We start from the raw sequence: 13520 nt of genomic DNA, 5'->3' as shown, positions 1-13520 counted from the left end.
ATGAGGAGACTTAGCAGTTTATGGATGTGCATAATGTTGACCCTAACGATAGTTCCCACGGGTATCCATGCCATGGAAAACGAACCGCTTCAAAGCCTTGCGGGGACGGAAGGGATGCAAATCGTTCGGCCTGTTTTGGCAGGTGCAGCGGCAGGAAGCCAATTTTTCCCGCTGGAAAGGGCCTTTGACGGCCAGCCGGACCTGGATGAGAATTCCGGCCTTCCTGTTGGGGGTGTAGGAGCTGCGGATGCCCCCGCTTATAGCGGAGGCAGGGTCGGTTACATGGACTTCGGAGCGGATTGGAGCAAGGTTAGGATCTCGTCGACATGGACCAAATACAGAGCGTCCAGCTCTGGCGATCAGTCCCCCTACGCGGAACTCTGGTGGGACAATGATATCAACACGGTGATTGACAGCGTTTACACGGAAAACCGTCTCAACTTCAATAGTGCAAAAGGCCTTTCAACGGGTTCCACAACACCATGGATTATGGACAGCGATGTCGGCGGCAACCCGGTTACGCCAAAGGCTCGTTATTTACTACTCCGTGGACCTGCCACGATGACCAATAGGGCCAGTGAATACGCGATGATTGGTTGGATCGATGCCAACGGCAACGGAGTTCAGGAGGCGCCGTTCCGCGCTGTATCCGGAATAACCGTATCGGGAGCAGGCGGGGCAACCAGCATGTTGACGAACACTGTACTGCAAATGTCGGCTGTCGTGCAGCCTTATACCGCAACCGACAAATCCTATGTATGGTCCGTCCAGAATGGAACCGGAAGTGCAATGATTGATGCGAGCGGACTTCTTACTGCAGGATCAGAAGGTACGGTGACGGTCAAGGCAATGGCGTTAGATGGATCAGGCGTGACAGGAACGAAAGAGATCGTTATTTCCAAGTACAGCCAGCTGATCTTGCCCGATCAAGGAAACAGCAACATTTATTACAAGGACTTGCAGGCCACTTTCAAAAATGTGAATTGGCAAACTCTTGAACGTCTGTACATTCCTGCGGGGAACTATCAATATATCAAATTGGGTAACCTTCCCAAACGCAGCGCCGATAATCCACTGATTATTACCAACTATGGCGGTAAAGTAGCGGTTAGCGGCACCCACACCTATACCTTGTCCATCGAAGGCGGTGCACACTGGATTTTGACTGGGGAATATAACGATGAATTAAAAACTGGAGATGTCCACTACCAGGGGCATAAGGACGGCAATTATGCCAACTCCGCTGGCAAATACGGCATAGAAGTCGGCCGCAACACGTCCAATGGGATTGGCATAGGCAACGGAGCTACAAACTTTGAGCTTTCGTACATGGAGGTTGCTCATGCCGGTTTTGCAGGGCTGTTAATTAAGACAGACGGTGTACCGACAGCCACCATGGACGGTGTCAAAATCCATGATATGTACGTCCATGATTCGGAGTCGGAAGGGATGTATATTGGCAATACCAGCAGCGATCTCAGCAAGCAGCATATTTTCACCAATCTGGAGATCTATAACAATAGGGTCCTGCGGTCAGGAACGGAAGGCATCCAGTTGTCTAATATGGGGGATGGCATCAAAGTTCATAACAATGTGGTCGTGATGAGCTCTCTCGATTGGAAAGATCCATTCCAGCTCTGGCAGGACGGTGTCTTTCAGTATAGTCAACGCATTGGAAGCGCAGAAATCTCTGACAATGTGTTTATCGGCGGCGCCAGCAACCTTTTCACGCTAAGATTATCGGCAGCACCTGGGGAGCTACTTGATCCGACGGATGAAGTTGTGTTCCGCAACAATTACTTCTCCCATGGACGGGATATTCTTGCCTATGTCCATAATACGTCTTCCAACTATGCGTCGAAATTCCGGTTCGAGAACAATATCGTCCAGCAATTCAATTACCAGTACGATGAATTACCTGGCGAACAAGTAAATGCGAACAAACTGCTCTATGTTCAAGACAATACAAACAATTCGATGATCTTCCATAACAATACCCGTGATGGCGGGCAAGTATTCATTGATGCAATCGGAGGAAACAACGGAACGACAAGCAATATATCTGCAACAGCCAACAGCACATTATCCGATGCAGCGACTATCTTATTCAGAGATGTGACGTTCCCTGCCGATTTTGACTGGAGCAAGGTGGAGAGATGGGACGATTATTCCGATTTGTATAAAGAACCGATCTATTTCAATTATGGTGATTATGTGTATTATTTCCCAACCGGTGAATTGTACGAATGTATTGAGCCGGGAACCCACACGGGCAAAAACCCAACGACGAATCCTTCTACCTGGAGGCTCTTGACACCGATGAAGGAAGACTTTAGACTCGACCCAGCATCTCCGTATCAGGGCATAGGTCTGTTAGACGGAGGAACGGGGACTTCTGATACCACGCCTCCATTCATCGAATCATCGGAGCAACTGTCGTTTCTGCAGAATGAACCGGTTGTGGTGGACATTACGGCTAACGATAACGGAGGTAGCGGTTTGCACTCGCTTGAAGTAACGTTCAATGGGGAGCCTGCGGGAACCACTATCGCTTTAAATGCTTATGAGATGGGTGTCGGAACGTATCCGATCGTCGTTACGGCTGTAGATCGAGCCGGAAACCAAACTGTGGCGGAATTCGAGCTTGTCATTCGAATGGATGCCAATCATTTGGATGAACTTGTGGAGTACGGAAGTGCTAACGAATGGATTAGCAATAACGGTATCCGCAACAGCTTGATGTCTCACGTGAAAAATATTCAGCGCGATCAAGGCAATGCCAAGAAATTCGAAAACAGCATCAAATCCATGCATAATGCCGTAAGTGCGCAAAAAGGCAAACATATCGACGAAGCGTTCGCAGACGTCATTCTTGCGGATTTGGCGTTTCTTGGGAATACAATAGGCAACTGAACCGTCACGTATACACATCTTAGCTCCTCACCTGCATGAAAACCAGACTCGAAACGTTTGGCATAGTCCGCTAATGCGGTTATGTATAAATTTCTATGAGGAGGTAAGTAGTGGATGAAAAGAATATTCACTAGTACGTTGATCGGCATCATGATGTTGCTTGCTTTTGTGCTTGTTGGAAGCGCTGCAATGGCAAGCGGAGAGCTGCAGATTATAAAACCTTCTGCTGCCGGTGCGGCGACGGGAAGTACATTTTTTCCGATAGAGAATGCTTTTGACAGTCCGGATGCTGCACTTGATGTTGCCGGAGTGCCGGTAGGCGGTCCGGGAACGAACAATGCGCCTGCCTACTCCACAAGCCGGGTTGGTTATGTGGATCTCGGCCCGAATTGGGCGAATGTAAGAATCACTTCAACTTGGACCAAATACAGAGCATCAAGTATTGGCGATATGACCCCTTATACCGAAATATGGTGGGACAATGATATCGACGTGACGAATGACAGTGGGCTAACCGAAACTCGCTTTAACTTCAACAGTGCACAGGATCTTCCCAATACAGGCACTACAACACCTTGGATTCGGGACAATGATGTCAGCAGCAGCCCAGTTCAGCCATTGGGACGGTATATGATGCTACGCTCTCCGATCAACATGACAAACAGAGCGAGTGAATATGCCATAGTTGGATATCTTTTTGAAGAGTCGATCAAAGTCATTACTCCTCCTTTGGCTGGGCAGGCGAGTGGAAGCTTGTTTTTCCCAATGGACAACGCATTTGATGGCCAGCCGAGTATCGATCCATTAACCGGGGATCCTACGGGAGGCGTAACAGCCGATGATGCACCGTCTTATACCGATAGGGTTGGCTATATTGACTTTGGAGCGGACTGGAGCAAGGCAAGAATAACTTCAACATGGACGAAATATAGAGCATCTAGCACAGGAAACCAGACCCCCTATGCATCACTATGGTGGGATGATGACATTGACACTACAAATGACAATGGTTTCGCGGAAACTCGGATCAACTTCAACAGTGCGCAAAACCTTTCGACAGGATCAACCACGCCATGGATAAAGGATAAGGATGTCAGCAGCAACCCTGTGGTACCAAAAGCCAGATACTTGTTAGCCCGCAGTCCTCTTACGATGACCAATAGGGCCAATGAATACGCAATCGTCGGGTGGATCGACGAGAATGGAAACGGGATTCAGGACTCGCTAAATCATCCTGTTAGTGGAATAAGTGTAACGGGAGCAAGTGGAGCAACCAGTATATTAACGGGCAGTACGCTGCAGATGTCAGCTGCTGTTCAGCCTTTTAACGCTACAAATAAAAATGTTACCTGGTCAGTTGTGAATGGAACTGGAAACGCTGCCATTAATGCGAGCGGCTTACTCACAGCGGTATCGGACGGGAATGTAACGGTAAAGGCAACCGCACAGGATGGGTCAGGTGTATTCGGATCTCTCGAGATTGCTATTTCACAATACAGTCAATTCATTTTGCCTGTTCAAGGGGCTACCTCTATCTACTACATTGATTTGCAAGCTTCTTTCCCGAATGTTAACTGGCAGACACTTGAACGGCTTTACATCCCAGCCGGGAATTATCAATACATTAAACTGGGGAATTTACCGCAAAGGACGGCCAGCAATCCTCTGATTATTACAAACTATGGCGGACAGGTAAAAGTCAGCGGCACCTATTCGTATACCTTGTCCATCGAAGGTGGTAAACATTGGATTTTAACTGGAAAATATGACAGTGTGCTCAAAACAGGTCATGTCAATTTCCAAGGGCATCAGAATGGAAATTACTTAACTTCCGCAGGCAAATATGGCATTGAAGTGGGTCGCAACGATTCCAATGGCATCAGTGTAAGTAAGAACGCCACAAATTTCGAGATTGCGCATATGGAAGTTGCCCATGCCGGATTCGCGGGCCTATTGATTAAAACAGACGGTGTTCCGACGGCGACCATGGATGGCGTAAGAATCCATGATATGTACATCCACGATTCGGAGTCGGAAGGGATGTACATCGGTAATACCAGCAGCGATATCAGCAAGCAGCATATCTTCACTAATTTGGAGATCTATAATAATCGGGTCTTAAGGTCGGGTACGGAAGGTATACAGCTGACTAATATGGGAGATGGTGTCAAGGTCTATAATAACGTTGTCGTCATGAACGCACTAGATTGGAAAGATCCGTTCCAGCAATGGCAGGACGGTACCTTCCAGTATGGTCAAAGAACCGGCAGCGCTGAGATCTACAACAACGTATTTATCGGTACAGCCAGCACCCTCTTTACTTTAAGATTTTCTGCGGCTCCCGGAGAGACGCCGGATCCCACGGATGAAGTGGTGATGCATGACAATTACTTCTCCCATAGCAGGGATATTCTTGCTTATATCCATGATACGCCTTCCAATTATGCAACGAAATTCAAGTTTGAAAACAATGTAATACGGCAAATCAATTTCCACTATGATGAAATTCCTGGCGGACATGTGAACTCGAACAAAATGTTCTACGTATCGGACAATACGCACAATCCGATGGTTTTCACAAATAATACCCGGGATGGCGGGCAGGTATTCATTGACACCATCGCTGGAAACAACGGAGCAGTAGGCAATATTACCGCAACGGGCAATACGACTACAGCAAGCTTGGCTCCGATTAAATTCAAAGATGTGACGCCGTTCACTTCCACCTTTGATTGGAGCTTAGTAGAAAGATGGGACGACTACTCGGATTTATACGCTGTCCCGATCTATTTTAATTATGGTGATTATGTGTATGACTTCCCGACAGGTAATTTGTACAAAAATATAGAAGCGGGAACCCATACGGGTAAGAATCCTACGACGAACCCTAATACATGGAGTCTTCTGGCACCGATGAAAGAGGATTTCAGGCTGGATTCGACATCGCCTTATCAGGGGATGGGCCTTTTGCCATAATGAATCGGGAACATACTCCCATGATGTAAGTTCAAGCCGTTCTGCGAAAGCGGGACGGCTTGATTTGTGTGAGAATCATGCTATCCCTATGTAATTCGGAAGATCTCCTCATTGTTGGATACAAGCATCGGCCATAGAATGAAGATAAGTTGGATGAGGAGGAAGATAGCTTATGTATTTCGGCGCATGTTATTATCCGGAGCATTGGCCGGAGGAACGCTGGGAAACAGATGCCCGGCTTATGATGGAAGCACACTTTAACGTGGTCCGCATGGCCGAGTTTGCATGGTCGAGGCTGGAGCCCTCGGAGGGAGAATTCGATTTCTCCTGGTTAGACCGGGTTATGAGGATCTTTGAGCAAAATGGAATAAAAACGATACTGGGGACTCCGACTGCTGGTCCGCCGAAGTGGCTGATGGATAAGAATCCCGGCATTTACCAACAGGATATGTACGGACGGGCACGAGGTTTTGGAGCTAGACGGCACTACTGCTTTAACAACCTGGATTTTCGGATGAATACAGAGCGAATCGTAACTCAGATGGCTCGTCATTACGGAACGAATGCCAACGTAATTGGATGGCAGATCGACAATGAATTCGGGATGATTGATACAGCCCGGTGTTATTGCAGCAGTTGTCGCGAAGCCTTTATTGGATGGCTGCAGCGGAAGTACGCCTCTATCGAAGTGGTCAATGAAGCGTGGGGAACGGTTTTCTCCAGTCAAACTTATCGCACATGGGATGAACTGCATCTGCCTGCTTATGCCGTGCATCAGCATCACAACCCGGGCCTTGCCCTGGATTACCGCAGGTTCTCCTCCGACTCGGTACACGAATATCAGCTGTTTCAGGTAAATATTCTCAGACGTAACACCTCGGGACAGCTTATTACACACAATGCGATGGGTAAGTATAACCAAGTGGATTTCTATGACATGTCCAAGGAGCTGGATCTGATTTCCCTGGACGTGTACCCGAATATGAAATCGGAACCGAAGGAACGACCTGCTTATGCGGCAGAGCAGCATGATATGACCCGAGGCTTCAAAGGCGGTCGAAACTATTGGGTACTGGAGCACCAAAGCGGAGCTCCAGGTGCTGTTGAGATGGCTCCGACTCCGATACCGGGAGAGCTGCGAAGATGGACGTTCCAATCTGTCGCCCGGGGTGCGGATGCGATCGTCTATTTCCGTTGGAGGACGCTGCCCTATTCCATCGAGGAGCTTTGGCATGGCATCCTGCAGCACCATGGTGAGCCCGGACGTAAATATGAGGAAGTGAAGCAGGTAGGGCTGGAGCTGAAGAAGCTGGCTCCGCTCCTGTCCGGAACATCGCCTCAGGCGAAAGTAGGACTCATTCGCTGCTACAACAACGAGTGGGCGTTCGAGCTTCAACCGCATATGAAAGGGTACGAATACATCAAGCATTTTGAAATGTATTATGCCTACTTTTACAATCGGGGAATTCCCGTTGATATTGTATCTCCGGAAGCGGACTTCACCGGCTACGAGGTGCTCGTTGCTCCTAGCCTGATGATGGCCAAAGAAGAGACAGTACATGCTCTGTATCGATTCGTGGAGGACGGCGGTTATTTCATAACGGATATCCGCACCGGAGCGAAGGAGTGGAATAATCAGATCACGCAGAAGCGGCTTCCGGGACTGTTTCGCGATCTGCTGGGGATTGGGATTGAGGACTACGGTATTATCGAGGGAGAACCTGCTGTGGGAATCCGTAACCTGCACAACGGTAAGATAAGTGCAGCTACGATGTGGTACGAAGTGATCGATTTACTTCCGGTAGAGTCAGCGGCCGAACCGATGGCGGTATATACTGGCAATTACTATCGGGGGACTCCGGCCGTTACCCGCAGAGCTTACGGTAATGGCTGTGGGGTATATATCGGTACTGTTCCTGATAAGGAAGGATTATATGGCATCTTGGATCAGATCGTCGGTGAAGCAGGCATTACGCCGATCTTGTTCGGATTGCCGGAAGGTGTTGAAGCTATTGCCAGAGTTGGTTCCGACGATAGTTTACGTAAATTGCTCTTTGTCATCAACCATACGGAAGATGATGTAACCGTTCATCTTGATACCACGTATACGGATGCGTTGACGGACAGAATCGTTAATGGAGCGATCGTATTGAACTCGCAGGATGTGCGGGTCCTGTATTGAAAGCCAAGACGATTCCTATGCTTTTCGGTTGATCCCCTTATTGTTTAGTGAAAACGCTTCATTTACAATTTAAGTATAGAGACATCAAGGTACATCTTAGAAAGAAGGAGGCTGACTTCATGAGTACTGCACCGTCAAGTGCGAAGGATGCGGCGCTGCAGGATAAGCACACGCGACTTGCCGGAATCCCAACATTTCGTTATATGAGGCGTTTTTGGCCGTTCTACGCTATGTTGGCGCCAGGTATTTTATACTTTTTAGTATTCAAGTATGTTCCTTTATTGGGAAGCATTATAGCGTTTCAAGAGTACAACTTGTACGGCGGCTTTTTGCAAAGCGATTGGGTAGGCTTCAAATGGTTTCGGCAGTTTTTTGAGTTTGTACACTTCCGACGGCTGTTATGGAACACGTTGGCCATAAGCTTTTATCAACTGATCTTTGCGTTTCCTGCTCCGATTATACTCGCCATTCTACTGAATGAGATCCGCAACATGGCGATGCGTCGGACAATACAGACCATTGTCTATCTTCCTCATTTTCTGTCGTGGATCATTATTGCGGGCTTCGGTTACATGCTCCTGTCTCCCCAGATCGGACTTATTAACCACATGATCAAGGCCTTCGGTTACGAGCCAATCTTTTTCCTGCAAGAGCCGAGTTGGTTCCGTACCATTGTTGTCAGCTCTGGCATGTGGAAGGAGGCGGGGTGGAGTGCAATTGTTTTCCTCGCGGCTATTACAGGTATCAATCCTTCCTTGTACGAAGCTGCTCGAATCGATGGAGCAGGTCGATGGAGGCAGCTCCTGCATATAACGATTCCCGGTATGATGCCGGCAATTATGCTGCTTCTACTTCTGAAAATCGGCCATACCCTCGATCTGGGCGTCGAGCAAATTTATGTCTTCCTAAATCCCATTACGTATGAGGTTGGAGACATTATCGATACGTACGCTTATCGGGAAGGCATTCTCAAAGGTGAATACAGCATGACCACGGCGATTGGATTGTTTAAGTCGATTGTCGGGTTCGGACTATTGATCATTGCTAACCGGATCAGCCGAAGCACGACCGGCGAGCGGCTATTTTAAGAGAGGAGGAACAAGAGATGCACTATCGTCTCACATTCGGAGAAAAAGTCTTCGATACGCTTAACTACATCGTGCTGCTAATCGCGTGCGCTGCCGTTATGCTTCCCTTCCTCTATATCATCGCAAGCTCGCTTAGTTCGCCGGAGGCGCTGATCCGGGGGGAAGTTACTTTTTGGCCAAAAGGTTTAAATGTAAATAATTACAGAGTCGTGATGGAAAATAAAGTGTTTTGGAGATCCTTTGGCATCACCCTATTCATCGTAGTTGTCGGAACAGCGGTCAACATGTTCATGACAGTTGTAACCGCATATCCGTTAGCTAAGCAGGGGCTTAAAGGGAAAAATTTCATTCTGATGCTGATTGTCTTCACGATGATCTTCCAGGCACCAATGATTCCGACATACTTAATTGTAAAAAACCTTCACTTGCTGAACACGGTATGGGCTTTAATCATTCCAGGCGCGATTTCGGCCTTCAATATGTTCATATGCCTGACCTTCTTCCGGTCGCTGCCTGAGGAAATGTTCGAGGCTGCCCGTGTGGATGGCATGAAGGAGTTCTCCATTTTGTGGAAAATTGCAGTTCCTCTATCAACGCCTATCATGGTGACGCTAATTCTCTTTTATGCCGTCAGTCATTGGAACAATTACTTTTCCGCTTTGCTGTACATCAATGATTTCAAACAGAGGCCGCTGCAGTTGTATCTTTACAATTTGATTGCACAGTTTAACATGAACGAGGAATTGGCTTCCCTCGTTGAATCCAACGTCGTCCTTTCACCGCAAGGTCTCCAGATGGCAACAATTCTAGTCGCGACAGTTCCGATCCTTATGGTTTATCCCTTCATCCAGAAGCACTTTATCAAGGGCGCACTCATCGGTTCGATCAAAGAGTAACATGCTTTGATATATAAACAAGATCTGAGAGGAAGGTTTATATGAGAAAAGGGTTAAAGCAAACAGCATTTATTTTGTCCGCTTTCTCGCTATTAGCCGCAGGCTGCGGAACCGGGGAAGAAGGCGCAGTCAGCACTCCTGAAGCAACCAAATCTGCAGAGGCAACGCAAGCAGCCACCTCAACACCGGCGGCACCTGTCAAAATCCGGATGTTTGCTTCCGATCAGTCACTTCCTCCATTGGATGCGAGCGATCCCAACATTGTCTTCATGGAGAAGAAAACGAACACAGATGTGGATTTGGTATCACTACCCCATTCGCAGTATGAAGATCAGCTTAAGCTAAAATTCGCATCCGGCGATTTCCCAGATGTCTATCAATCCTGGTCTGGCCCTGAAGCCGACCTGATTGCCGCAGGCAAGGTTCTAGAACTGAATGATCTGATCGATAAATTTGGTCCAAACTTGAAGAAAAATATTCCCCAAGCCGCATGGGATGCTGTATCTGTGAACGGCAAAATTCTTGCCATTCCGCAGCCTTCCAGTAATTCGAATTCAACGCTGTACGTGCGTCAAGACTGGTTGGATAAGCTAGGATTGCAGGCTCCCAAAACTTCCGATGAACTGATGACTGTGCTGAAGGCATTCCGGGATAAAGACCCGAACGGAAACGGCAAGAAGGATGAAATCCCATTCTCCATGCGGGAGAAATTCACCTGGGGCGACAATATCTTCGGCATGTGGGGCGTCAACAACTCCTATACGGAAGTTTATTACAACAACGAGGTAATCATCCAGAATATTCATCCCAATATGAAGCAATCGCTTGGATTTATCAAATCGATGGTGGATGAAAAAGTGATGGATTCTGAGTTCCTGACCAATTCCAGGACGGTCTGGGAACAGAAAATCAAATCGGGGTTGGTCGGCATGTGGTCGCACACCCAACAACTGGCATGGCAATGGCAAGCTGATCTAGACAAAACGATTCCGAACGATAAACCAAATGTCGTCGCCATTCCGACTCCTCGGGGTACAGGTTATGATGGTCCTCTTGGCACCCGCTGGAGCCCGGTTGCCAAAACGTACATCATCATGAAGAGTACCAAAAACCCTGAGGCGGTCATCAAGTATTTTGATTGGCTGATGAGCGAAGAAGGACAGATGTTCACCGATTTGGGCCAAGAAGGGGATTCTTATAAAAAGGAAAACGGCAAGATCGTAGTTGACACTGCGAAGATGGAGAAAAATAAAGCATTTAACGTGATCTTCAAGATTCATGGTACGAACCCTGCGGTAGAGGAAGCCAAGCTGAGCAATCCTGCTGCTTTCGCCAAGTTGAAGGCCGCATGGGCTGTTGGCGATAAAGAAGGCTTCAAAAATGAGGCTGTAGGTATGCCCGCTGCCAAGAACACCTATAACATTGATACAATGTTCCTTGAAGAAGGCAGTAAAATTGTACTTGGCAAAGCACCTGTTGAACACTTTGACGAATTCGTTAAAACCTGGCGTAAGCAAGGCGGCGATCAGATGGTCAAGGAGCGTACAGACTGGTACAATAAAAATAGGAAAAAATAGGTCATTGGGTTTGGAAAGCAACCCTCGACCGGGTTTCCCGGGAGAGGGTTGTTCTTCTTCACTTATATGGGGGTGTAGATGCAGAAGTGTGGAAGAAAATACATGCATCCTTAAAATGGAAGCTGGTTAGCCTGCTCATCGTTATCATTGTGTCAATGGTGTCGATGATCGGGTTTTTCAGCTATTACGACACGTCCCGAACCATACGGCAGGACGTTTCTCATTTCAGCGAGCAGATTTTGCGCCAAGCGAATCTCAATCTGAACCGGCAGTATATGGAATATGAGCGTGGTCTCCTGGTTCTTGGAACAAGCAATGAGTTCACGGAGTGGCTTAAAGTTGATCCGGAGGACCGCTTCGAGCTCATTTCCGGCTTTCATTCTTTGGAGCGTAATTATTTGAGGTCTTTTCTTGTGCGCCAGCCAGAGATCATGTCCATATCCATGTTATCGGATAAAGGCGGCGAATTTAATTATGCGCTCACTTCAGGGTTATCCAAGGATTATTCGATGGCGAACGAGCCGTGGTTGAGTGAAGTTGGCCGGTTGGAGAAGGTCCATCACCGCGTCGTTCAAAGTACCGCATATGTAAATTATAATAATAATCCTGAGCAAGTACTTCTCTTATCGATGGCCGGACAATTTGGCGAGCCTGAAGCCAAAGGGTTCTTGAAGATGGATATCTCGCTGGAACCGGTGCAAGCCATTCTCAATCAGATGCAGCTTGGGGATAAAGGCATCGGACTCATTGCCAAGCCGGATGGAACCATCTTGGTTCACCAGAATCAATCGAAAGTGGGAAGCGTTCTGGAACCCGATATTACCGAACAATTGACTGCAAAAAGCGGCACTTACCTTCGAAAAGAAACGGAGCAGTTGATTGTATTCGATACGATCCCTTACACCGGTTGGAAAACGGTCGCCATATTATCCAATCAAGATATCACGTCCAGCATCAACAGGGTTCGAAACGTCACGATCGGGATTGCATCGACGGGTATTATTCTTGCCATCACCCTGGTCACTTTGGTTGCTGCTTCGATCACTAGCCGTTTGTCCAAGCTCAGGTCACATATGAAGCGGGCTCAGTATGGGAACTTTAGGGATCGGATACATATTGAAGGCACCGATGAAGTATCGGATTTAAGCCATTCCTTTAATCGGATGTTGAATGAGCTCGAAGCATCGATCCTACAGCTGACAGAGACGAGGCTGATGCAGCAACGAGCTGCCTTCTCTGCGATGCAATCCCAGATTCGTTCTCATTTTTTATATAATTCACTAGAATCTATTAATTCCATGGCCCATTTAGCCGGACATACCGATATCGAGCGTACATCCATCTCCTTATCCCGCATGCTAAGATACACATCCAACTACCAGGACATGCTTGTGAAGTTAGAGGATGAGATTGCCCATGTCAGTCACTATATGAACATCAGCCGAATCCGTTTTGGTGAAGAGGTCAGCTACCAGATTCATATACCGGATGACTGCCGAGAGGTACTCTGTTTAAAAGTCATTCTTCAACCTATTGCGGAGAATGCCATAAAACATGGCATTGAAACGACCGGTGAGCTGACACGATTGGAGGTATCAGCGCATCGGGACGGAGACTTTGTCTCTATCATTTTTGAAGATAATGGGAAAGGTTACGACGAAGAGCGACTGGAAGCATTCCGTGCCCGACTGCTCATGGTGACGCCATCGCAAGAAGAATACGCCTCGCTCACGAATGTCGGTCTCTTAAACGTTCATTTCCGTTTGCTAGCCTTCTACCAGATGAATGGTGTAGGTGTCGAAATTGATAAAGGCAGCCGTCTTGGAGGAGTAAAGGTCACAGTAAGGATTCCCTATAGATTGAACAACCAAAAGGAGCGATAGCCTAA

At 47.6% G+C, this 13520-nt stretch carries 7 protein-coding genes; all 7 read left to right on the top strand.

Annotated features, from left to right (window positions below; all coding sequences use genetic code 11):
• Positions 1–33: 33 nt before the first annotated feature.
• The 7 genes from AC58QG_RS09640 (at position 34) to AC58QG_RS09610 (ending at position 13515) form a co-directional block, all read left to right on the top strand.
• Positions 34–2913: an Ig-like domain-containing protein gene (locus AC58QG_RS09640; protein ID WP_497361831.1), complete on the top strand. Its 2880-nt coding sequence runs from the start codon at positions 34–36 to the stop codon at positions 2911–2913.
• A 114-nt stretch (positions 2914–3027) separates the two neighbouring features.
• Positions 3028–5889, top strand: coding sequence for an Ig-like domain-containing protein (locus AC58QG_RS09635; RefSeq protein WP_497361830.1), 2862 nt, complete (start codon positions 3028–3030; stop codon positions 5887–5889).
• A 172-nt stretch (positions 5890–6061) separates the two neighbouring features.
• Entirely contained in the window at positions 6062–8071 is a 2010-nt protein-coding gene (locus AC58QG_RS09630; RefSeq protein ID WP_497361829.1) for a beta-galactosidase, read from the top strand.
• 119 nt (positions 8072–8190) lie between these two features.
• Entirely contained in the window at positions 8191–9159 is a 969-nt protein-coding gene (locus tag AC58QG_RS09625) for an ABC transporter permease (RefSeq protein ID WP_497361828.1), read from the top strand.
• A gap of 17 nt (positions 9160–9176) precedes the next feature.
• Positions 9177–10055, top strand: coding sequence for a carbohydrate ABC transporter permease (locus AC58QG_RS09620; protein ID WP_497361827.1), 879 nt, complete (start codon positions 9177–9179; stop codon positions 10053–10055).
• Between the two features lie 41 nt (positions 10056–10096).
• On the top strand, positions 10097–11632 hold the full coding sequence (locus AC58QG_RS09615) for an extracellular solute-binding protein (RefSeq protein ID WP_497361826.1): 1536 nt from the start codon (positions 10097–10099) through the stop codon (positions 11630–11632).
• 86 nt (positions 11633–11718) lie between these two features.
• Entirely contained in the window at positions 11719–13515 is a 1797-nt protein-coding gene (locus AC58QG_RS09610; RefSeq protein ID WP_497361825.1) for a cache domain-containing sensor histidine kinase, read from the top strand.
• Positions 13516–13520 lie beyond the last annotated feature (5 nt).

This window comes from Paenibacillus sp. J22P169 (assembly GCF_059691995.1).
The sequence above is the reverse complement of the archived record's forward strand: the minus strand, read 5'-3'. Positions and strand labels throughout refer to the sequence as shown.

Coding starts and splice junctions, on each gene's coding strand:
- AC58QG_RS09640 (WP_497361831.1), top strand. CDS start 34: ATGTTGACCCTAACGATAGTTCCCACGGGTATCCATGCCATGGAAAAC.
- AC58QG_RS09620 (WP_497361827.1), top strand. CDS start 9,177: ATGCACTATCGTCTCACATTCGGAGAAAAAGTCTTCGATACGCTTAAC.
- AC58QG_RS09630 (WP_497361829.1), top strand. CDS start 6,062: ATGTATTTCGGCGCATGTTATTATCCGGAGCATTGGCCGGAGGAACGC.
- AC58QG_RS09635 (WP_497361830.1), top strand. CDS start 3,028: ATGAAAAGAATATTCACTAGTACGTTGATCGGCATCATGATGTTGCTT.
- AC58QG_RS09625 (WP_497361828.1), top strand. CDS start 8,191: ATGAGTACTGCACCGTCAAGTGCGAAGGATGCGGCGCTGCAGGATAAG.
- AC58QG_RS09615 (WP_497361826.1), top strand. CDS start 10,097: ATGAGAAAAGGGTTAAAGCAAACAGCATTTATTTTGTCCGCTTTCTCG.